The organism is Tolypothrix sp. PCC 7601, assembly GCF_025677855.1.
In the GTDB taxonomy this organism is placed as follows: Bacteria; Cyanobacteriota; Cyanobacteriia; order Cyanobacteriales; family Nostocaceae; genus Aulosira; species Aulosira diplosiphon.
The window spans coordinates 3,962,552-3,985,625 of sequence record NZ_CP064879.1; the positions used below are offsets into that span (position 1 = coordinate 3,962,552).

Genomic DNA, 23,074 nt, shown 5'->3' on the forward strand with positions numbered 1-23,074 from the left:
TATTTCCTTTATTTTAAATAAAAAAGCATGTTTTTAACAATTATTTTTTAGATGTAATTTGACTTGGATTGAATAACATACTTGACAATAAAGTCATGATTACAACGGGTATTTCAAATTCAGTTACTAGAGAAGTTAAGCCAAAATATAGTAGTATTAAAAAACTACAAATAGGTCTATTTTCGCGTGTTTTGTAAAACCATCGGAGAAAAGCAAACAAAAAAGTGATAAATAATCCAGTACCTAAAAAACCTGATTTGTAAAGTAAGGTTCCCAAAATAAAACTCTCAGTACCGACCACAGCAAACTCAAACCCAGGCTGTACAGAAGCTCCATTTAATCCATGTCCTATTAGAGAAGGTTCTTCAACAATACTTTGCCATGTGCGTTGATAAATCAAATTCCGTGTTTCCGTAGAATCTTTGCGGAAGTTACTAGTAACTTCTACTGTATTAGAGTTAGTTTCATTAATCCAATTAGTAACTGAAGGTATAGAGAGACTGACAAAACTTATGATTGATAATAATGTTAATATAAATGCAATTTCTTTTGTTTTACTATTTATAAATAACCACCGTAAAATCAGGATTATAGGTAACACTAACCAAGCATTACGTGCTTGACAAATCAGGATTAAAAAAGAACATACTGTAATAATTGGTAAATACCATAGACGTTTTTTAGTATCTAAAACGATGAGTCCTGCAAAGCCTATAGCAAAAGAAGAAACTGTTGGATGAGTGAAGAAGAATGTATAACGATATAATCCTCCAAAACCTCTTTCGGCAGAGTTATATGGAACCAAGAAATTACTAACACTACTTATATCATTAGGATTATATCGTGCTCCTTTATCAAGAATGGTTGCATAAAGAGTTCTCGTTGGAATAAAGTATGGCTCATTAAGAATAAAGTAAAACAGTAACCACCAAACCAACATCATACAGATAGCAATAGAAAATGCCCAAGCGACAACTTGTAAGCGAATGCGAATTTTATGGCTTTGAATATACCAAAGTAACAGTCCACCGCATCCCCACATATAAAATGGGAAAATCAGCCCTCTTGGATAAATTTGTGGAGAATTTACTATAAAAGAAATTATGCTATTAACGGTAAATAAAAGTATTGCAATGACTTCTACACTAGGACGAGATAAACGTATTTTTTTATAATTTTTGTATTCATAAATTACGATACCAATAACCCATATAAATGGCATTATAGCCCAGCCAATTAACCACCACAGGGGAATCAAGATAATTCCCTGGCTGACAACTTTTTCTGCTTGCGTTAAGAGTTCCCAACGAATCAAAACACCGCGAAAGAGTTTATCGTTATAGCTATCTATTCTTGATGAAAAAGCGTTTAAAGATAAATGTCGTTTCATGCTTCAATCTTTTGCCCATCTTGTCTGTATACATACCCCTCACCTCGTTGCTCGATACCATTCAGTACTAAACCGATAATTTGGGCATTGTGATGTGCGAGTTGTTCTAAACTTTCATGTAACATGTGGCGATCGCTGACTCCCAACCTAACTACTAACAACACGTTGGTGAATATCTTGGCCATCAAAGCCGTTTCCACCGTCGAATTCACAGGAGCACTATCAACAATCACGTAATCATAGTTGCCTAACTTCTGAGCTTTATTTAAGTACTCTTCAAAACGTCCCCTCGCTACAAATTCCATCACCTTATTCGTCGGTATCGAAGGTGCAGGTAAAAAATCTAATCCTAAATTTACCGCTATTGGTGAAGGTAAAACATTTGTTTCTCGCGGGACAGCATAGCCAAAATACTTGCTTAGTTGAGCTTTGTGGAAATCGCCATCCATAATTAACACTCGGAAACCTAAAACAGCTAATGCTGCAGCTAGTCCAATTGTTACCGTAGTTTTACCTTCGCCAGGTATAGAACTGCTCACCATCAAACGACGCTTCTCTAAAGACATCAAGCTGAGGGTAGAAGCCAAGCGTTGAAACCCTATTTCCGATACCAATTCCAATTTCAACCCTCTAGTCGCAGCTTTGAGAGTCGGAATTCTTCCCAAAATAGGCAATTCCATCTCTTGCAAATCCTTGACTTTGAGTAGCGAGTTACGAGATTCCAGATATGTGACAACAGCCAGACTACCAAAGATTGATGACAACATTGCACCCAGAACCATCAAAGATAACTTGGGACTTGTTGGTTTAGGATCAACAGTCGGTGAATCTAGAATTTGCACATTCGGATAAGAGTTAAAAGCGCTAATTTTTGCTTGCTCTAACTGAGCTACAAGACCTTTGTAAACCCCTTCTGCAATCTCATACTTGCGTTGTAAATCTAACAGTTCTCCTTGTTTAGTAGAAATTGATTTTAATTCTGCATTCAAACTCTGCACTTGAGCTTGAATTTGTTTTGCTTGTTGTTCTAGTGCTTGGCCATCAGTATCGGCTTGAATCAACTGCACAATTAAATCCATTGTCGGATCTTTAAAGTTATTACCACCAAAACTAGTATCAAGTTTTTCCGAACCAGGAATTAGCAAACTTAGTTGTCGGTTGAGTGCATCATTTAATGAAGTACGCTTTTCCAGCAAAGACTGGATACTGGGGTGTTCTTCAGTAAAATTACCCCTTTGGGCGGCGATCGCAGTATCAACTTCTGATAATTTTTGTCTTAGTCCTTGGTACTCCTTATTTTGACTCAAACGTAAAGAATTCATTGCTTGTTGTGCAGACATCCCCAGTCTCTGACTTAAAGCTTGCGATCGCATTTTTGCAGCTTGCGCTTGGGAACGCACTTCAATTTGTGTCGTTCGCAAACTTTTAATGGCTTCTACTAAATTCCTAGTTTGGTCATCATTGCTCACCAATCCTGTAGATTGCTTGAATTGCGCCAGTTTATTCTTAGCTATTTGCAAATTGCGTTCTGCTTGTTCAAGTTGCACCTTGCTAAATTGCTGTCGAGAATTGGAAGTTCCCTGACGCAGTTCGTTAAGACGACGTTGGTAGCTCAAAAGCAGTTTTTCTGACCTGTTTCTTGCCAGTTCTGCTAAAGAACCTGTTACCTCTAAGCGAATAGTTGTGGATTGGTCTACAGGCTTGACTTTAAATTGTTTTTTGTAGCTTTCAAGGCTGCTATAGTTATCTTTTTCAGGATCAGTAAACCAAACAGGACGAATCACATCATCGCTAGTGATGATGGAAGTCTGCACTTGTAAAGGATTGAGTTCGTTAGTAAAAGCAACTCCTTGGTCTTTGATTTGTCCTAAACTGCCTAAATTCGCATCTAAGTTACTTGTGGTATCCGGCAATATTAGTTGAGTACTAGCCGTCCAAACCCTTGGTGAAAATATAGCTATGATTGCAGTACCACCAATGGTTAGGCTATTCAATCCAGCTAAGGCTAGTCCATGTCTTTTTACAATTGCAGATACCTTCACAGCTTTAAACCTCAAATAACTACAAATAGATAATAAGCTTACGAAACTAACTGAATAGTCTTATTCTTAGGAGGATATTGTGTCAACAGGTAATCTGTTAGCCTAGGATAGGCAAAGATTTTTTCTTGAAAGTATGGTGGTGGTTCGACAATAGCCTTCTCTAATTCATCTAACGATAGAAAGCTTTTGATCCCAAATTTCGCAACGCTTCGAGCAAATAACAGCTGATGGTCATCAACATGTTCTCCGTAGCGTTTGAGTCTTGGTAAAATCACAAAACTTGCACCTTTAGCTGCTAGCATCTTAGTTGAACCTTGCCCAGCATGAGAAATAACTAAGCGAGAAGCATCTACCAACTTCACTAATTCTTGGGCAGTAATCGTTGGTTCTAAAGTTACAGAAGACATTCCTTTTAATATAGAAACGTCGCTAGTCCCGTATTGCAAAAACACAGATTCAGAAATTACGCCACGTTCTATTAATATCTTTAACCACAATACAGCACGGTCAAACGGAAATGAAATAGTTCCTAAGGTCATTAGAATCATGATGCATATCCCTTAAAAATTGCTTTAGGGTATTTCTGGCAAAGTTCAGCCCATTGAACATAAAATTCATCAGATATTGGGTAGACCAATCTCCCTGAAATACTTAATTCATTAGCACGAGAGATACTTTCGATGTAGATGAATCGAATCCCTAAAATCTTAGCTACAAAGGCAAAATTTATAGCAATACTAGCTCCAGTTGAAATAATTACATCAGGTTTTTCCAAACGGATAAATTGGAAGGTTTTGGGAATATTCTTGATTAGAGCTAAAATATCTCTGGGCGCTTGATAAGGCAACCAATGTACTTTCTCACTCTCTTCAAGAATTATTGTATCGCTCTTGCGATCACTCACCCATACTCTCTCATGCATTGACCAAAAAGACTGCAAACTTCTCATGGTCGCAAAGTGACCGCCAGAAGTACATACCAACATTATTTTCATCGTCTCTAATTTAGACCAAACAGCACTCAGGTGAAAGGAAAAATGAATATTTGAAACTTATCTGGTTTGTAAAAATTACACAACCAAAAAGTTAAGTAATCTCAGTTTTGACTTCGACGTGATTAGTTAATTACCAAACATGAGTTTGTTGCCAATATCTAATTTTTCGATGTTCACCAATAATGTAACTATTAACCATTAAGGGTTAACAATAATTCTTTCTGCTTTGCTTTCCATGACTAAAAAATATTCAAGCACAAGCAAGCTTGACATCAAAAGTATATAGCCTACAAAAAGCTGCCTTGATGCAATGAAATCAGAAACAAAGGTTAATTGCTACCTCAATTGTCTAATCAACTATGTAGCAAATCACCAATATTCCTAATTAGATTATTTAAATTAAATAGTTGGGAAAACTGATGAGTACGTCTCTTACGAGTCCAAAGCATTTAAATGTAGAGGCACACCTATTTATATGTGATGTATTACTTGGATTTAAAAGCTTAACACTTTCTTACACTCTATAACACATCCCAGATATTGAGCTATCCTATATGATTTGTGACAATTATCTATGTATGAAAAACCATACATATAAAAAACAGAAAAAAGATAAGTTTACGTAGTTTTGCACATCACATGAAATTGCCAAACAATTTCCTATGTTGACTACTGGTAATTTATAACTAAATTACCCCAAGCAATAACTAATTTTCAAAATCCCCGATTAAAATCGACATTAAAGTCGAGGTAGATAGGTGATGCAACCGTAATAATACTGAAACTTTTAGTCTGTTTTTTACGTGATTTACTTATTAGTTATCATCGATTAGTCATGTTAAATTTGCAACTAGTTTCCCCGTTTTTTATAAAAAGTTCAAATTTTGTTTACACAAGCATTATAATTATTGGTGTTCTATGCTATCTCATCCTCTTAAAATCATCGAATCTCTTGTGATGATGGTAATTTCAGGTTTCAGTAACTGTAAAGTAAAAATAATAACTTAAATTACTTGAGTGCGTAAGAGATACTGATCAGGCACTTATTGATACTATGCTAGAAGCTTTGATACTTCTTGCAGAATCCTTCATATTTATAGCAATTGAAAATTTGTCTTGATTTTACCTCGGATACACCGTCTTGAATCTGACCAGTGTGATGCAAGGATGGGGGTATACTTTACCCCCATCTCAATACTTGTCGGTTAAGAGCAAAAGAGGAAGGGGAAAATGGGCAAGAAAAAACCTTTAACCCTAACCCTTTCACCTTTTCCCCAAACCAAATTCCGAGTTGAAAATCCTTAACCGAGCAGTATTGACTCCCATCCTTGCACCTGAATAGATTTTTTCTTCTGAGAATCCAGAGAAGGTTATACCAATTCAAATAATGTTTGCTACACATCAATATATTCTAGAGGGCAAGGCATTGCCTTGCCCCTACAATCTCTCGCATTCTTTTTTCAAATTGGTATCACCTTTGATTTTTCAGCCAACCCTGCTGGGATTTAGCATCTGTCGCAGTCTTTTTTCAAATTTATATGAGTTTGAGGTAGATACGATCGCAATTATTCACGCTGAACAATTTGCGCGATCGCCTGGATTAACTCGTCTGGATCAACGGGTTTGGAGAGATAGAACTGAAAACCAGCTTGCAGAGCCTGCTTTTTGTTCATATCCCCAGCGTAGGCTGTTAAAGCGATCGCAGGGATTTTTCCCCCTTGTTCTCTAATCTCGCGGATTAATGTATAGCCATCGATTTTTGGCATTCCAATATCCGCTAGCAAAATGTCGGGTTGAGTTTGCTGGAGTAGCTGTAATGCTTCTGTGGCAGAAGATACGGAGATAACGTTAGCGCCTGCTTCTTCTAAAATAAAATTAACTAAGTCTAAATTATCTACTTCGTCATCTACAGCTAACACCTGAATTCCCTGCAAACTCAGGCTATCTGTTATTGATTGTTCCACTGCTGTTTTTAATTTTGGTGTCGGTAATAAAGGTAAATTAACGCTGAAGGTAGCACCCTGTTCTATACCTGGACTTTCGGCTTTGACAGTTCCGCCATGCAGTTCGACAATTTGTCGGACAATCGCCAATCCTAATCCTAAACCCCCAAAAGTTCTGGTAATACTGCTATCAGCTTGCCGGAAATAATCAAAGACGTAGGGTAAGAATTCTGGGTTGATACCTCTACCTGTATCTATAACTTGAATTTGCGCCTGTGAACCATTTTTCTCTAAACGAATTTCTACCCTACCCCCTGTAGGTGTGAACTTCACTGCATTTGAGAGCAAATTCCAGATAACTTGTTGCAATCTTGCTGCATCACCTAATACCTGTCCAACATCAACTGCAAAATCAGTGTGGATGGGAATTGTTTTAGCTGCGGCTGCTAAATGTACAGTTTCTACAGCTGCGCTAATAATCTCTTTCAGGTCAACAGCATCAGAATTTAAACTGAACTTACCCTGTAAAATGCGCGAAATATCCAAGATATCGTCAATGAGCTGGACTTGTAACTTGGCATTGCGCTCGATGGTTTCTAGCGCTACGGCTGTTTTATTGGCATGAAGATTGCCACTACGAAGTAATTTAGTCCAGCCAAGAATCGGACTTAATGGTGTTCGCAGTTCATGAGAGAGGATAGCGAGAAATTCGTCTTTTGTGCGGTTGGCTGCTTCTGCTGCGGCTCTAGCGCGTTTTTCGGCTTCGTAAAGTTGGGCACGAGCGATCGCACCAGCAGCTTGTTGTGATAAAGCTAAGATAAATGCTCGCTCATCTTGATTAAGTGCAGAAAATTCTTGAAACCCAAGGGTAATTCCTCCCACTGCTCGACCTTCCAGCATGAGGGGTAAGGAAATCCAAGCAGCATAATCATAATTAGCATAGATATCTGCCAGATGCGGATAGCGCTTGACTCGCTGCTCTATCGACTCTTCCCAAATCGGTTTGCCAGTACGCACTGCATCCGATAGGGGAGATGATACATTAATGGCAACTCTCTGCCAACTTTTGACTACTTCTAGCTGAAAACCGATAGAATGAATGATTTCTAATTCCTGGCCATTTTCACAGACAACTGCTACTAAAGCCGCAGCCGCATTTAAAACAGCAAAGCTTTGTTCTACAATTACTTCTGCAACTTCCGTTGGTGTCAGCGATTCCGAAAGGGCGGTGGTAACTAACTGTAAACTAGCGTTACGGTTAGCAGTTTGCTTGACTTGTTGGTAAAGTCGAGCATTTGCGATCGCCATCGCTGCTCGGTCTGCGATATCTTGAAATAATCTGCGGTCTTCGTTGCTATAAGGTTCTCCAGGCCTTTCCCGCGAAATGCTCAGAGTGCCAATAATTTGTTCTTGTACCTGCAACGGTATCATTAACAAACTGTAAACGCCGTAGCGCTCGACATAGGGTAAATATTCTCGCTTAATAGATTTACGAATTTCTTCTGGTGAAGCAACTGGCAAAAAAATCGTTTCGCCTGTTTGGGCAACAAGTCCACTCATGCCATCATCAATAGAACGCCGTTGAGCGAGTAGTTCACCGATAAATTCCCGAATTTCGGGATTGACATGGTAAGAAGAAACCGTATCTAGCCAAAGTTGATCCTGAGATAACAAACTCAAGACACAGGAATCACCAGTTAAATTGCCAATCAGTTGAGTGATGGTATCCAACAAAGTTTGTAAATCTAACCTAGCGGCGGCAAAAGTTTGCGATGCTTGCGCCAGAAACTTTTCTCGTTGTTCTATGCGTTTGCGATCGCTAATATCCTGAAACACCATCACACAAGTTGCCGGGCGATCGTACATTGCAGGTAAAGTATCAGCATGAACCAACAATGGGTAAACACCAGTTGGGGTATGCCAATTCAACTCTGCGCCTTGAATTGTTTCGCCTAGGGTGACGCGGAATGTCGGCAGTTGCTCAGATGGGATCAGCTTTCCTGTAGCATCGGTACAGTAAAAGTCCTGATCGTATATTCCAGAGGGGCGATCGCTATACATTTCACCTCCTGCCATTGCTTTTGCAGCTTTATTGGAGAAGGTAAAACAAGTAGTATTTGGGTCAATAAATACCAATGGAATCGGTAGCAAATTTAGTACCGCCTCCAGCCATTGGCTTTGATTAGCTTGAGCTTGAGCTTGCTGTTGAAATACTTGTTCTAATTGCTTGCGGTCATTAATATCAGTGGAAGTACCATACCAACGGGTAATTTTTCCTGTGCGATCGCGGTTAGGAATTGCCCTTGTCAAGTGCCAGCGATAAGAGCCGTCAGCAATTTTCAAACGACATTCTATTTGGTAATCGTTACCTGTAGCCACTGTTGCCATCCAGGTCTTGATACATTGTTGTAAATCCTCTGGGTGAACTAATGGATACCAACCATTAGCTAGGAGTTGTTGCAAGTTGACACCAAAGGTATCAAGGGCCTGCTGGTTGAAGTATTCTAATTCCCCATTCGGTTTACAAGTCCAAACTATATGAGGGATGACATCAAGAACTTGCCGAAACCAATCTTCAGCTTGCTGCCCATTTGCCGTATATGTACTGCTAATCTCTGTATTGTCAACCTGTACTACATTCAGTATTGCATCGGCAGTGTGTAGGCATAGCCCGTCGTAGACATCGCTATTATGGAGATTTAGTAGCGCTGCAACTGTGTCATTACTTTTGGCAACATAATTATCAGCAGTATCAAGTTCTAAACTCCGGGCAAAACGTTCTACAAGTTCAGAACGAGAAATGCCACGTTTATGTGCCTCCTGCTGTAATAGTTGCCAAGCCGTCTTCGTCAACGATAGGTTAACTGCCTGCTTCGCTTCTAATCCCCAACTTTGGATAAACTTACCCCTCTTATCACGCTTCACAGAGGCACTACCCGTATACCTATATGGCTAAATTTATTAAATCACACAGTTTCATTTAAGAAATCTGACTTAAAGTTTTGCGATAACCTATCTATAGGAAGATGACAGTTAAAAAAGGGGGTTTGTCATTTGGTAATGGGTAATGGGTAATGGGTAATGGGTAATTATTTCTCCCTCATCCCCCTCATCCCCCTCATCTCCCTCATCTCCCCCATCCCCCTCATCCCTAATCCCCATGACAGTCTAGCCAATTTTGCAAATCAGCCACTACCTCTTTGTAATTGATGTCATTGTGTAACTCATGATACGCCCCGGGATATACAATCCGCAGCTTATCTTTGGCAGAAACTAAATCGTAAAATCTCTCTCCTCCTTCTGGTAAAGCTACCTTATCAGCTTCGCCGTGGAGAATTAGTAGCGGTAATTGCCACTCAGGAGCATGAGTATAAATCCAATCTACGGTAGCTAAATACTCCGTAGCTAAACGCGCAGTTCCTAAAGTATGACGTAGGGGGTCTTGGGCGTAAGCAGCTAAAATCTTTTGATCACGGGAAGCTGAAGACAAATCCAGACCAGTACTGAGGCTGAACTGCGGCCAGATGCGGGAAAGTAACTGACCTAAAAGTAGGCGGAATTTTGACACACCTACTCCCAAAGCAGGTGCTAAAGCGATCGCACCTTTTAATGTAGATACTTCATTGGGATAGTGCAAAATATAGTCTAAGACAACCACTGCACCTAAACTTTGACCCATAATAAAAAGTGGAAATCCTGGCTGCTGAATCTCAATTAACTTGATGAAAACTCTCAAGTCTTCACGAAACTCAGCCCAACTATTAATATGGCCTCGCTGTCCTGGGGAACTTCCATTACCACGCATATCAAAAGCGTAGATAGCATATTGTTGAGGTATCAGTTGGTCAATAATATTTCCAAATCTGCTACTATGCGCCCCCAATCCATGCACAATTACCAAGATTCCCTTTAATTGACCTTCTGGAAACCAGCTTTGGTAATAGAGATCAAGCTCACCCAAACCTTTGAAAGTATCTTCGCTATGGTACACCATTTAAATTTGAGATTGTAGTTATCAGGACTTACGCGACTGGTACATCTATCTTCTTGTGTAAGAGTCAAGGATTAAAAATTCAAGTTTTTTTGACTTTTGACTTTTGAACGCCAGTTCACTCAACGGAGGGAACCTCCGCACGTGACTGGCTCCCCTTGACAGCCTCAACGAAAAAATATGACATTTGCGTAAGTCCTATTAATATTTTTATAACCAGAGATTAGTTAATAATTGCACAACAAGAACTAAGATTTATTTACAAATTCAATCAGGCTATTATTCACAATATTTGTAGTGAAGTTGTGACTCAAGACTACACAGAAGAGAACAATTCTCAGATATTTGCAAAAGAAAAATCTAATTCCCGAGAAAATCAAACACAACTACCCAACGTACCACCCTTGACTGCCCAAAGCATTAACCGAGTACGAGAGGGTTTAGCTGCGGCTGTCGATCCTGCTGTGCGCCAGCAGATTGCAAAAACGCTGCAACAGTTAACAGACATGACTTCCCAGTATCCAGAACCGCGAGTTAACCCTGGAGTGCGTCGTTTAGTGTTGCGATCGCTAATTCATACTTTTTTTCAAGTCCAGGTAGAATACTTAGAAAGATTTCCTCAACAACCAGCAATTTTAGCCGTCAACCATCTCCACCATATTGACCCCTTTCTGTTACTCAGCGAAATTCCTACCGCACCTTACTACTATATTTTGGGTGATGCTCGTACCCTTTATAACAAGTGGTGGAAACGCTTCATTTTAGGATTTGCTGGTGGTGTCATCCCTTTAGAAAGGATGTGGAAAGAAGAATTTGCAGTAATTGCAGAGGCGAAAGCTGGACGAAAAGAACTATTAGAATTAGCGACAGAAATTGAACAGAATGTTCCTAAAGGTACAGATATTCAAACATTAAGACAAATCGATCGCATTGTGCTGACAATTTTGACTCGTGGTGATGGGATAGTTTTATTTCCTGAAGGACGACTCGGAGAAACTGAAGGAAATTTACACCTTCCTTTGAAGCGAGGAACTGTAATTTATGCTCTAAAATCTGGAGTACCAATTGTACCAGTAGCGCTGATTGGCACTCATAATCTTTACTTAAGAAAAAAGTTCACTATTAGATTTGGTCAACCATTATATTTTGCTCAAAATCCCATACCCAAACGTCAAGAAGTTGAGCAAGTATTGTTGAAATTGCAATCTGAAATGCAAGCTCTTTTACCAACAGATTATCAAGAACCAACTGGGCCAAAGTTATTATGTAATTTCCTCAATCACTTATTTTGGTAAAGATTTCTTTAGGGACTTCCAGACATTAAATTATTCAATCAGCAAGGGCGAAGATATTGAGCAAATTCTTTCTCTCCCTCTGCTACCCTAGCGATAGAATATTTTTTAGGTGGAAGTCCCTAATACCTGAGCCGCTACGCCTCTACGGAGGAAACCTCGCAAGAGACTTTGGATTCTGGCGAGAGTTAAACTACACAACAGCGAGCTATTTTCGTTGTTGATAATCTTCAGAGGACATCGGATCTAATTCCCAACGGCGATCGTCACGCTCTTCTAAGATATCGTTAGTGCGGAGGAAAGAGCGATCGTCCATTTCTAATCCTACTGCAGCTTCCAAATCTTCAGTGACGTTTTGATCGGGAGTGGGAGCAGTACCACCCACTGCTTCATCCCCCACAGCATCCGCATCTTCCCAATAAGCATCAACATCACCACCAGTCAGTTCAGGACTAGTTTCTGTATACTCACGCCGTTCTGCTTGTATGGAACGCCCACCGATATTGTACCCTGGCAAGTCTTTCACCCCAGTACCGTAGGATTCGGTGATTGCCTGAGGCAAATCATCAGAGTTGATTTCTTGGTTATGATTTTCTTCTGCCATAATGCTAGTCATTTGGTGCATCTTCACCATAACCTTTTACTAACAGAAGCTGTGTCTAACCAGGGATGTATAACTTTAGAAATAAAAGAATCTATCCCTTGGGAACGAAGATAATTCCAGATTTGAACAATAACCTTGTAAATATGAATTCATGGTCAAACCCCGTGTAGTTGAAGTTATTAGTTATGAGTAATAAGTTAATAAAGGAAAAATTTGCTTAGTGGCTTATTACTTATAACTAATTTTTATTCAAAAAATTAACAATATATTCAATTAATCTTTTTTGAATTTTCTTGTTGCTCTCAACTACCTGAATGCTAATTCACAGCATGAATGGGGAAAAACGGAGGTAGAAAGTGCAATACGAAGAGTTTATTACCCACGTACAAAGCCTGGCTCTATCAGATTCTCGTGTAGAGGCAGAACGTGCTACCCGTGCGACATTAGAAACAATTAAGGAAAGAATTCCTGCAGATGAAGTACAAGCATTAGCAGAACAGTTACCTGGAGAAATCAGGAAATATTTAGAAACAAGTCAAGGGCAACCAGGACAAAGTTTTAATCTGCAAGAGTTTATTAACCGTACTAGTCAAAAAGAAAATATTGAACCTACAACTACCGCTATTCATGTGAGAGCAGTTTTTGCTGTGCTACAAAATGCAGTTGTTCCAGAAAAGTTTGCTAGTTTTCATGGTTATTTTTCTCACGATTACGAAGAACTCTTTACTAGCGTCTCAAGTAGTGAAGTTTCTACATAGAAAATATCTCCCATAGGGGATAAAAAAATTAACAAAATTGTTAACTATTTTAGGTAGCCGAATTTACAGTTACATAGGAAAAATTAGATGGCACACACTAACAATCATTCTGCTAAGAAAAAGGTGGCAATTCTCATAGAAAATGGGGTTGAGGATGCAGAATTTACTGTTCCTTACAATGGCTTAAAACAAGCGGGGATGGAGGTAGTAGTCCTCGGCGGACGCATGAATGAGAAGTATAAGGGAAAACAAGGTAAAGTTAGCATCCAAGCAGATGCTACCACCACAGAAGCGATCGCATCGGAATTTGATGCTGTGGTAATTCCTGGTGGTATGGCTCCCGATAAAATGCGTCGCAACCCCAATACAGTACGCTTTGTACAAGAAGCTGTACAGCAAGGAAAATGGGTAGCGGCGGTATGTCACGGGCCACAACTGTTAATTGAAGGCGATTTACTTCAAGGTAAGCGCATCACGGGTTTTAGAGCGATCCGCAAAGATATTATCAATGCTGGCGCAGATTTTAAAGATGAGGCGCTAGTAGTGGATGGTAATTTAATTACTTCCCGTGAACCTGGAGATTTGGCGATTTTCACCACAGCGATTCTCAGCCGTTTGGGTTACGGTGGTAAAGATGCGGCATTACCTAGCGAGAAGGATACAACTGCAGAATGGTGGAAGCTGGCTGATGCTTGGGGTGGCTCAACCAAAGGCGATATCGTTAAAAATTTAAATACGGCTTTGGCTGGTGAGCGCTATTCTTTGGAAGCATTAGAAAAATATCTTGAAAAAGAATCTAACACAGAAGCGCGATCGCTGTTTCAAGAACTCATCGGTACTAAACAGCGCCATATCCAAATCATCGAAACCTATCTCGACAGGCTAGGCGAAAAACCTTCCTTAGCTGTAAATGTCGCAGAACAATACGCCAAGGTGAAAACCGCCTTAACTGGAAGTGATGATATATATCAAATCCGTTCAGCTTTGGGCGACTTACAAACAGGTATTGGCGACATTGGCAATTTGTGGGCGAAACTGACAGATCCGGTAGCCACCGCTATTTTCAAAGAAATATATCAGAATTTGTTGCAATACGAACAACGATTGGTAGGGCTGTATCGTAACGCTTTAGGTGCTGAAGTTAAGCCACCTAAGCCAACTACAGGCGCAGCTACCGCTATGTAAATTCTGCTTGAACCACAGGAGAGGACACTTTTCAGCAGGGATAACCCAAAGTGGAAAGTGTCCGTTACGCAAAGAACTAGAGAGAGAAGAGAGCCTTTGCGTCTTCAGTGGTCATTTTACAGTAATCAGGAGAAAAATGACCAATAGTTAGTTGATGGTACAAGCCTCCGGATTTATCTGTGGAATCAATCGAAAATCCCAAATCTAAAATCTAAAATTGTATGACTGCAACTCCGGGAGATCAGATAAATACCAATCAGGGTGAAGCCAGTGAAGCCGAACGTTGGGCTTCTTTAATTGGTGGCGGAGCTATGGTGTTAATGGGTTTAAAGCAAGGCTCTTTGCGAGGTGCGCTAACGGCTTTGGCTGGTGGCGGTTTGATATATCAAGGTGTCACCAAACAAAGCACAATCCAGCAAGCACAGGAAATTGTGGGGATGAATAAACCGATCAAAGTTGAAAAGACAGTAACTATCAATAAATCGCCAGAGGAACTGTACCGCTATTGGCACGACTTTGAAAAACTGCCCACATTTATGAAACATCTCAAATCTGTGAAGGTGGACAACGAAAAACGTTCTCATTGGATTGCCAATGCACCTTTAGGTAACAGTGTGGAATGGGATGCAGATATTTTAGAAGATAGAGAAAATCAGTTTATTTCTTGGGCTTCCGTAGAAGGCGCAGACGTGGATAATTCTGGTTTTGTACGCTTTCAAAAAGCACCAGGCGATCGCGGTACGGAAGTCAAAGTAGTTCTAGAATATAACCCCCCTGGTGGAGCTTTAGCAGCTGTATTCGCCAAACTCTTTGGTGAAGAACCAGAACAACAAATTGGCGATGATTTACGCCGCTTCAAAATGCTGATGGAAGCTGGAGAAATCGCTACTACAGAAGGTCAACCCTCTGGACGGAGTCATTAGTGTTTGTCACTTGTCTTTTGTTCTGTGTCATTTGCAATCTACACCAATGACTAATGACTAATGACCAATGACCAATGACTATGGACTAAATTATGAAAGCTGTCTGTTGGCAAAGTGCTAATGAAGTCCGGGTAGAGACAGTACCAGACCCCACAATTCTCAACCCGCGTGACGCAATTATCAAAATTACATCCACAGCGATATGTGGCTCAGATTTACATATTTACGGTGGCTATATTCCCACAGTGCAAAAGGGTGACATCATTGGTCACGAATTTATGGGGGAAGTAGTAGAAGTAGGTAGTGGAGTCAACAATTTAAAAGTAGGCGTAGACGCGAAGCGGCTTCTCCCTGGAGATCGTGTCGTTGTTCCCTCCACAATTGGCTGTGGTCACTGCAACTATTGCCGACGTGATATGTGGTCGCTGTGCGATAATTCCAATCCTAAAGGTTGGATGGAAGAAAAACTATACGGCAATATAACCTCAGCAATTTACGGCTACTCTCATCTGTTAGGTGGTTATGCAGGTGCACAAGCCGAATATATACGCGTACCTTTTGCTGATGTGGGTGTAGTGAAAGTTCCTCCCGATTTACCGGACGAGATGTTGTTATTCATCTCCGACGCGATTCCCACCGGCTATATGGGAGCCGAATTATGCGATATTCAACCCGGTGATACCGTAGCCGTCTGGGGTTGCGGTGCTGTCGGACAGTTTGCCATGATTAGCGCCTACATGATGGGTGCAGAGAGAGTGATTGCGATCGATCGCTTTCCTGAACGTCTAGAAATGGCGAGAAAGTTTGCCAAAGCAGAAACGATTAACTACGAAGACGTTGATGCTGGCGAAGCGTTGAAAGAGATGACTGGTGGCCGTGGCCCCGATGCTTGCATTGATGCAGTGGGTTTAGAAGCACATGGTGTAGGTCTAGAAGACTTCTACGATCAGACAAAACAAAAGCTGAGATTAGAAACCGACCGTCCCCATGTACTACGGCAAATGATGGTGGCTGCACGTAAAGGTGGCACTCTTTCCATTATGGGTGTTTACGGTGGATTCGTAGACAAAATGCCCTTTGGTGCAGCGATTAATAAAGGTCTAACCTTCAGAATGGGACAAATGCATGGTCAGAAATATATGCATCGGTTGCTAAATCTCATTTTGGATGGAAAACTCGATCCATCTTTTGTTGTTACCCATCAATTACCGCTAGAGCAAGCACCCTACGGTTACGAGATTTTTCAACAGAAAAAAGACAACTGTATCAAAGTTGTTCTTAAACCTTGAAATAGCTTTTAGCTATTAACAACCTACACATTGTAATAAAATAGAGGATGTCTATGACACGTGTATTTGCTTGGGTACAAAATGTACTAGTCCGCCGGATTGCGATGGTTTTTCTATTAGGTTTGGCGTTTTTGGGAATGCAGTTTTTCGGCTACAGTAATGGAATGCAAGCACAAGCCGATACTGTCAAAACACCAGAGGGAATCTATTATAAAGGCACACCCGATAACATTGGTAGCGGCAGCAGTGGTGGTAACTTGATAGACAAAGCTGTAGATAGCCTCAAATCAAATTCTGGCGATAATATCAGACGGAATTTCAATGACGATCGCAGCTCTTACGATAGCCGAGGATACTATGGCAATACTTCTAGCAATAGTTCCAATCGAGGCAACATTGGTGAGACAGTAAAAACACCAGAAGGTACCTACTACAAAGGCACCCCCGACAATAACCTCATTGAAAATAGCCAAAATAAACTAGGTAAAGCTGCTAATAGTATCCGCGAAAAGCTCAACCTAGATGAAGATACTCCTCAAGCTACAAAAGACTTTGTTGGTTCCATCAACAACAAAGTTGGAGAAGTAATCAATTCCGGTTCTAGAGACTAAATTATCTCTCTTAAATTTTAGGTATTGCCCACCATAACAATCAGCTAGATAGCATTCAAATTGTATAGTTAGGTCGGGCAATATACCCACAAAATAAGAGATTGTCAGCAATTGTAGAGACGCGATTAATCGCGTCTCAAAGATTAATTGCATCTCCAAGATTAATCATGTCTCCAATTCTGACAAAGCACAAAGTTTAAAAGCTAAGGATTAATAATTATGAAAGCAGTTTGCTGGCATGGAGCAAACGATGTGCGGGTGGATACAGTTCCTGACCCCACACTGATTAACCCCCGTGATGCCATTATCAAAATTACCTCCACAGCAATCTGTGGGTCAGATTTGCATCTTTACAACGGCTATATTCCCACAATGCAAAAGGGCGATATCCTGGGCCATGAATTTATGGGGGAAGTCGTTGAATTGGGGAGTCGTGTAACTCATGTGAAAGTAGGCGATCGCGTCGTTGTTCCTTTCACTATTTCCTGTGGTTCTTGTTTCTTCTGTCAGCGCGATTTATGGTCTTTATGCGATAACTCTAACCCTAATGCTTGGTTAGCAGAAAAGCAGATGGGCTATTCACCATCAGGTCTATTTGGCTACTCTCATTTGTTGGGCGGTTACGCTGGTGGTCAAGCAGAGTATGCCAGAGTACCTTTTGCGGATGTCGGCTTGTTCAAAATTCCCGATGGTTTAACCGATGAGCAAGTACTATTTTTAACCGACATTTTCCCGACTGGTTACATGGCAGCAGAAAACTGCAACATCAAACCAGGTGATGTTGTCGCTGTGTGGGGTTGTGGCCCAGTTGGGCAATTCGCCATCAGAAGCGCATTCATGTTGGGTGCAGAAAGAGTGATCGCCATTGACCGCATCCCCGAACGCCTCCAAATGGCTAAAGACTATGGCAAAGCCGAGATTTTAAATTACGAAGAAATGGATGTAGGCGAAGCACTCAAAGAAATGACCGGTGGTCGTGGCCCTGACGCTTGTATTGATGCTGTGGGAATGGAAGCACATGGTACAGATGCAATGGCGGTTTACGACAAAGTCAAGCAAGCAGTACGTCTAGAAACAGACCGTCCCACAGCTTTAAGGCAAGCAATTGTCGCTTGTGGTAAAGGCGGACACCTATCTATACCCGGAGTCTACGGTGGCTTTTTAGACAAAATACCTATGGGTGCTGCCATGAATAAGGGTTTGACTTTCAAAATGGGACAGACTCACGTTCATAGATATGTCAAACCACTGCTAGAACATATCCAAAAAGGTGATATCGATCCGTCGTTTATCATTACCCACCGCCTACCTCTCGACCAAGCACCCCACGCCTACGAAATTTTCAAACATAAAAAAGATAACTGTATCAAAGTTGTACTCAAACCATAAGGAATTAATGGAATATGAGTGATACCAGTGTTAAAAAAGTAGACTCAACTCATTCTCCTAAAGGTAAACTCGGCCAAAAATATCTTGCATCTGGCAAGACTGTGGCTATGCGGATGTGGGAAAACGAACAACCCAGCGAAGGAAAACCACCAGCATCCCGCGAATATGAAACAGTTGGTTATGTAATTAACGGTCGTGCCGAGTTACACATTGAAGGGCAAACAATTTTATTAGAACCAGGCAATTCTTGGGTGGTTCCTAAAGGCTCAAGCCACACTTACAAAATTTTAGAACCATTTACCGCCGTTGAAGCGACTAGCCCACCTGCCCAAGTTCATGGACGGGATGAGAATTAGGGATTGGGGACTGGAGACTGGGGACTAGGTATTTGGAAATAGTATTTTCACTCAGCACTGTACTCTATCTTCTTTCATAAAAATTTAACCTCAGATCAACACAGATTTGCACTGATAAATTCACTAGATTTATCGGTGTTTTCTTGTGTGTATCTATGGTTCTAAATATTCAATATTAAGTACCTAAACAAAAATATTTACAGTCATTGCGAGCGAAGCGAAGCAATCCCAGCCCTTGCGATTGCTTCATTTCGCTTCCCTTCTCCTGACGGAGACGCTACGCGAACGGGACGCTACGCGAACGCTACATTCGCAATGACATTGTGTAATTAATTTTGTGTAACTACTTATTGAGTCTGTTACTATCAAAAACCCAGAGGTTTAATAGAGGCTATCATTGATGAATAGACCTCTAATTTGGCTTTGGAAGCAGAATAAAACCTTCATCATTTCCCCCTATTTGTAGAGAATTGGGGGACTAATTTTTTATGAGAATTAATACTGCGATCGCCTAAAATCTGCTGACAATATTTTCTTAAAATTACATACTTAAAACAACAACACCCAAGCTCTTACTAACTTAGTTATTTCCTCTCTTTTCTCAGAAACATTCAGGGTTGTACCGATTTAACTCACGCTCACCGTGATATTCTAAAAATCAGTTACATAGCCCTCTTTTAGAATAATTTGAGGAAATGTAAGCGTTCGATTTGGGTGTTGTTGTCCGTTGACGAGACAGATATTTAAACAGTGGTTTTACCTCTTTCTTTGTTTAACTGTTGGATCTGCCAGGGAAGCTTCTTTCGCTTCAATTAATAAGTTATCACTCTTAGCTTAAGGAAATTACGATTGCAACTAATGTTTACTTGTATAGAAGTTTTTACTTGCATTATGTAAAGTAGTTTGAATTACAAGCCAGCCTTTCTTGAGGGCTTAAATAACTCCAAAATTTTGGAAAAATTGAGCAATTTTAGTAAATTTCAACTAATTCAAATCTTAGAGAACAACTCAGTGTCATAAATGCCTTGCTCAGGCTCAAGCCTTGGCTACTTAGCGGTAAACTCGCTAATATGCAGTACCACTTCGCCATGATCTGGAATCCACGCTAACCACTCATGTTTAGAAACCGCACACAATAACAGTGCTTCGTCAAAACTATATGGATTAGGAAGTTGTAACAGCTTTACCCAGCGAGATGCAGAAACCTGCTGTGACTGCTCTAGAGTACAAGCTTTACTGATACAATTCAAATTCTGCCTTTTGAAAGGCACTGCAAAACCTGGTCTATCAAAATCTAGTTTCATGACTAATGGGCTAGTGGCAAATTAATTCTGTATCTAACAATACAAAATCAATATTACTCTTGAAAAGTAAACTTCTTATAACTTTACGTTGTACGTGAGTTTGTGCTGCTGTTGCAAAGCGGAACGTTCCAGTTCTCTAAAATCAGCAACGGTGCAACTGCTGCTACAGGAGTTTTGAGACATCGATTGCACACAAGCGATCGCATCTCCTCCCTTTCCATCACAAATGCAACTATCCCTACTTTTCCCAATCCCCAATCCCCAATCCCCAATCCCCCATCTGTAGGTTCTGTTACGTTTTCCGCCAAGTGATAAAGGTAGAATTCATTTAACCAAAGTTTGATGGAGTAAAAACAGCAGCAGAGAGAACAGCTAAGTTTTGGGAATAGACATCAAAAGAAAGTTGGTTTTCTTGGTAAAGATAGCAACAAAATCTGCTCAATAGTTAACTAGAAACATTAAGGAAAATGTGATGTTAGGAACACCCTACTTTGATATAGCAGTTATGATTCATAATTGAAATCTGCTGCAAAGTTAATCAACTAGCTGGAAGAGTTCAGATCACATAAATCTCAATTATTCATGAAAGGTAAGGTAAATTACTGGTTAGGTTTAATTAATTATATTGAGCAGCATCATGCCAGTAATTTTGTCTTAGCTTGAGTGATTTTCTACTTTATAACCATCACACTTCACCGCATCCACTTAAATCGCGGCAAGCAAGTCGCTCCTTCAAAATTCAAATTTCGACAACATTCTATTCCAGGCTTGTGCTCTCTTTAGTAAAGGTAAAGCTATCATTGATCAGTAAATAGACTAAATTACTGAAAGACAAGTTAGCTGCCTACTAAAAACCCGCTTTAATTAGTTGTCTACCTCATTAATTATGTTGGTTATTTTCTTAAATTTAGAAATCGCTTCTTAAAACAGAATTTTAACCAGCATAATTCATCTGACAAAATATCGTTCTTTATCGCCTTGTTTTTGATGATTTTGTATTCAGTACTGACCTGTTTAAAACTTCAAAGCAAAAGTACTGTCTATCAAGTTATTCAATCATCAAAATTAACGTTATAAAGCACAAATTTAATGGCGCTTAATACCAATTCTCAAAAATTCGGCATCAAATACAGCACAATTTGGTGAGGTACAGATAATTGTCAGGACACAGCAGTGCCCATTGGTGTCAACTTAACGTGAAACCCGCTTGGCGACAACGTTCTCCCCTTACCCCCAGCCCCTCTCCCACCAGGAGAGGGGAGCAAGAGATTTAATTCCCCTTCTCCCCCAGGAGAAGGGGTGAGGGGATGAGGGCGAGGGTTTTTGTACAACACGCGCCGTATATAGCTTTTAGCTTAAGTTGACACGTATGAGCAGTGCCGTGATCCGAAGCGCGAACCTCATTTACCTGAAATAGGCTGTAAATACAATTTGGTGTTGTTCATTACGAACTACGAATTACGAATTGGTATAACTCGCTTTTCACTTCTATCAGCAAAATTCAGATAAACGGGCAATATATCATGTCAAGGGTGACTGAGAAGCCAAAGTCAAGGGAACAGCCGCTCGATCAACCTAAGGTTTTATGGAGCATAGCTGTGGCCCTACCGATAGTAATCGCTGCTGGTGTATTAGGTACAGCTAAAGTTGAACAGTTGAGAAAGTTAGCTTCATCTGTACCCATTAGACCGATGGCGAATACTGTTACTGCTGTCGGTCATATTGAACCACGCGGAGATGTAATTAAGCTATCTGCGCCAATGGGGGGAATGCAAGCTTCGTCGCGAGTCCAAAAACTGCTCATTAAAGAAGGCGACAAAGTAAAACAAGGTCAAGTATTAGCAGTTTTGGATAATCACGATACCCAACTAGCTGCATTAGAAGAAGCAAAAGCAAAATTGCAAGAATCCCGTGCTAATTTAGCGCAAGTTAGAGCAGGTTCACCCAGAGATATTCAAGCCCAAAATTCTGTAATTGCTCGTTTAGAAGCTCAGTTACGTGGTGAAAGAGATGCACAGCAAGCAACGATCGCACGCATTGCAGCTCAGTTAAGTGGCGAAAAAATTGCCCAACAAGCAATGGTTAATCGCCTAGAAGCTGAACTAAGCGGACAAAAAGATACTTTAAGAGCCACCCTTACACGCATTAAAGCTGAACAGCAGAATGCTCAAGTTGATGCTCAACGTTATGAGATGTTGTATAAAGAAGGTGCTATTTCGCAGCAAGAGCGAGATAGAAGACGCTTGAGTGCGATTACTAGCAATCAGCAGGTAGTGGAAAGCCAAGCAAGTCTCAGACAAGCGATCGCCACAATCAAACAACAGATTGCAGAAGCGAGAGCAAATCAAGTAAAAACTTTATCGACTTTGCAACAGCAACTTGTGGAAGCAAAAGTTAACCGCGATAAAACTGTAGCTACTTTGCAAAGACAAATCGATGAAGAACGAGCCAAATTCAAGCGATTGGTAGAAGTGAGTCCTACTGATGTGCAAATGGCGCAGGCTCAAGTGAGTAATGCGATCGCAATGGTGAGAAAAGCTGAAGCCGAACTGAAATTGAGCTATGTGAGAGCGCCTATTGATGGTGAAATTTTAAAAGTTCACACCAAATCAGGAGAAGCCATCACCCAAATGGGAATTGCGGAAATTGGACAAACCGATCAAATGTTTGTCATTGCTGAAGTAGCAGAAGACAGTATTGGTAGAGTGCGTCTTGGACAAACTGCAACTATATCTAGTGATAATGGGGCCTTTGTTGGCGAACTTAAGGGAACTGTGGCGGAAATTGGCAGAAAAATCGGTAAGAAAGATGTTTTGAATACAGATCCAGCCGCCGATGTAGATGCCAGAGTGGTAGAAGTGAAAATTGCGATCGCGCCAGAAGATAGTACCAAAGTTGCAGGTTTAACCTACGCTAAGGTTGTTGTAGAAATTAACAATTAAATAGTTGTAATTGTCAAGGGTTGCTGTTAGTTATTAGCTGAATCAGCTAATCATAATGTGC

At 40.5% G+C, this 23,074-nt stretch carries 19 protein-coding genes; 9 read left to right on the forward strand and 10 right to left on the reverse strand.

Annotated features, from left to right (window positions below; genetic code table 11):
* Window positions 1-40 precede the first annotated feature (40 nt).
* The 7 genes from HG267_RS16485 to HG267_RS16515 form a co-directional block, all read right to left on the reverse strand.
* The gene (locus HG267_RS16485) at window positions 41-1,390 is read right to left on the reverse strand and encodes a hypothetical protein (protein ID WP_045871860.1); all 1,350 of its coding nucleotides are present in this window, start codon (window positions 1,388-1,390) and stop codon (window positions 41-43) included.
* Complete coding sequence (locus HG267_RS16490; RefSeq protein ID WP_045871859.1) at window positions 1,387-3,432, reverse strand: GumC family protein; 2,046 nt, start codon at window positions 3,430-3,432, stop codon at window positions 1,387-1,389. Before HG267_RS16490 ends, HG267_RS16485 begins: the two co-directional genes overlap by 4 nt.
* 38 nt (window positions 3,433-3,470) lie before the next feature.
* On the reverse strand, window positions 3,471-3,980 hold the full coding sequence (locus HG267_RS16495) for a glycosyltransferase (protein ID WP_045871858.1): 510 nt from the start codon (window positions 3,978-3,980) through the stop codon (window positions 3,471-3,473).
* Window positions 3,977-4,426: a PssD/Cps14F family polysaccharide biosynthesis glycosyltransferase gene (gene pssD, locus HG267_RS16500; RefSeq protein ID WP_045871857.1), complete on the reverse strand. Its 450-nt coding sequence runs from the start codon at window positions 4,424-4,426 to the stop codon at window positions 3,977-3,979. Before pssD ends, HG267_RS16495 begins: the two co-directional genes overlap by 4 nt.
* 1,565 nt (window positions 4,427-5,991) lie before the next feature.
* Complete coding sequence (locus tag HG267_RS16505; RefSeq protein WP_052335278.1) at window positions 5,992-9,294, reverse strand: ATP-binding protein; 3,303 nt, start codon at window positions 9,292-9,294, stop codon at window positions 5,992-5,994.
* Between the two features lie 108 nt (window positions 9,295-9,402).
* Window positions 9,403-9,531: a hypothetical protein gene (locus HG267_RS16510; protein WP_255325260.1), complete on the reverse strand. Its 129-nt coding sequence runs from the start codon at window positions 9,529-9,531 to the stop codon at window positions 9,403-9,405.
* On the reverse strand, window positions 9,521-10,363 hold the full coding sequence (locus HG267_RS16515; protein ID WP_045871856.1) for an alpha/beta hydrolase: 843 nt from the start codon (window positions 10,361-10,363) through the stop codon (window positions 9,521-9,523). Before HG267_RS16515 ends, HG267_RS16510 begins: the two co-directional genes overlap by 11 nt.
* A 302-nt stretch (window positions 10,364-10,665) precedes the next feature.
* Between HG267_RS16515 and HG267_RS16520 the strand changes: the two genes are divergently transcribed.
* Window positions 10,666-11,655, forward strand: a complete 990-nt coding sequence (locus HG267_RS16520; RefSeq protein WP_369792188.1) for a lysophospholipid acyltransferase family protein — start codon at window positions 10,666-10,668, stop codon at window positions 11,653-11,655.
* A 205-nt stretch (window positions 11,656-11,860) separates the two neighbouring features.
* On the opposite strand, the gene HG267_RS16525 is transcribed toward HG267_RS16520, so the two are convergent.
* Window positions 11,861-12,268 carry a DUF6335 family protein gene (locus HG267_RS16525; protein ID WP_369792187.1) on the reverse strand — a complete coding sequence of 136 codons (408 nt, stop codon included), beginning with the start codon at window positions 12,266-12,268 and terminating at the stop codon, window positions 11,861-11,863.
* A 344-nt stretch (window positions 12,269-12,612) separates the two neighbouring features.
* On the opposite strand from HG267_RS16525, the gene HG267_RS16530 reads away from it, so the two are divergent.
* From HG267_RS16530 to HG267_RS16560, 7 genes are all read left to right on the forward strand, one after another.
* Window positions 12,613-13,014 (forward strand): DUF2267 domain-containing protein, encoded by a 402-nt coding sequence (locus HG267_RS16530; protein WP_045871854.1) that lies wholly within the window; start codon window positions 12,613-12,615, stop codon window positions 13,012-13,014.
* An 87-nt stretch (window positions 13,015-13,101) separates the two neighbouring features.
* Entirely contained in the window at window positions 13,102-14,199 is a 1,098-nt protein-coding gene (locus tag HG267_RS16535; protein WP_045871853.1) for a DJ-1/PfpI/YhbO family deglycase/protease, read from the forward strand.
* Window positions 14,200-14,420: 221 nt separating this feature from the next.
* Window positions 14,421-15,122, forward strand: a complete 702-nt coding sequence (locus HG267_RS16540) for an SRPBCC family protein (RefSeq protein WP_045871852.1) — start codon at window positions 14,421-14,423, stop codon at window positions 15,120-15,122.
* Between the two features lie 92 nt (window positions 15,123-15,214).
* Window positions 15,215-16,411: a zinc-dependent alcohol dehydrogenase gene (locus tag HG267_RS16545; RefSeq protein WP_045871851.1), complete on the forward strand. Its 1,197-nt coding sequence runs from the start codon at window positions 15,215-15,217 to the stop codon at window positions 16,409-16,411.
* 53 nt (window positions 16,412-16,464) lie between these two features.
* The gene (locus HG267_RS16550; RefSeq protein ID WP_045872117.1) at window positions 16,465-17,022 is read left to right on the forward strand and encodes a hypothetical protein; all 558 of its coding nucleotides are present in this window, start codon (window positions 16,465-16,467) and stop codon (window positions 17,020-17,022) included.
* Between the two features lie 219 nt (window positions 17,023-17,241).
* Window positions 17,242-18,411, forward strand: coding sequence for a zinc-dependent alcohol dehydrogenase (locus HG267_RS16555; protein ID WP_045871850.1), 1,170 nt, complete (start codon window positions 17,242-17,244; stop codon window positions 18,409-18,411).
* A 14-nt stretch (window positions 18,412-18,425) separates the two neighbouring features.
* Window positions 18,426-18,767: a cupin domain-containing protein gene (locus tag HG267_RS16560; RefSeq protein WP_045871849.1), complete on the forward strand. Its 342-nt coding sequence runs from the start codon at window positions 18,426-18,428 to the stop codon at window positions 18,765-18,767.
* A gap of 1,046 nt (window positions 18,768-19,813) precedes the next feature.
* Here HG267_RS16560 and HG267_RS16565 read toward each other — a convergent pair.
* Together HG267_RS16565 and HG267_RS16570 are read right to left on the reverse strand one after the other, a co-directional pair.
* Window positions 19,814-20,071 carry a hypothetical protein gene (locus tag HG267_RS16565; protein WP_045871848.1) on the reverse strand — a complete coding sequence of 86 codons (258 nt, stop codon included), beginning with the start codon at window positions 20,069-20,071 and terminating at the stop codon, window positions 19,814-19,816.
* A gap of 83 nt (window positions 20,072-20,154) precedes the next feature.
* Entirely contained in the window at window positions 20,155-20,343 is a 189-nt protein-coding gene (locus tag HG267_RS16570) for a hypothetical protein (RefSeq protein ID WP_168161001.1), read from the reverse strand.
* Window positions 20,344-21,594: 1,251 nt separating this feature from the next.
* On the opposite strand from HG267_RS16570, the gene HG267_RS16575 reads away from it, so the two are divergent.
* Complete coding sequence (locus HG267_RS16575) at window positions 21,595-23,013, forward strand: HlyD family efflux transporter periplasmic adaptor subunit (RefSeq protein WP_045871847.1); 1,419 nt, start codon at window positions 21,595-21,597, stop codon at window positions 23,011-23,013.
* Window positions 23,014-23,074: the final 61 nt, after the last annotated feature.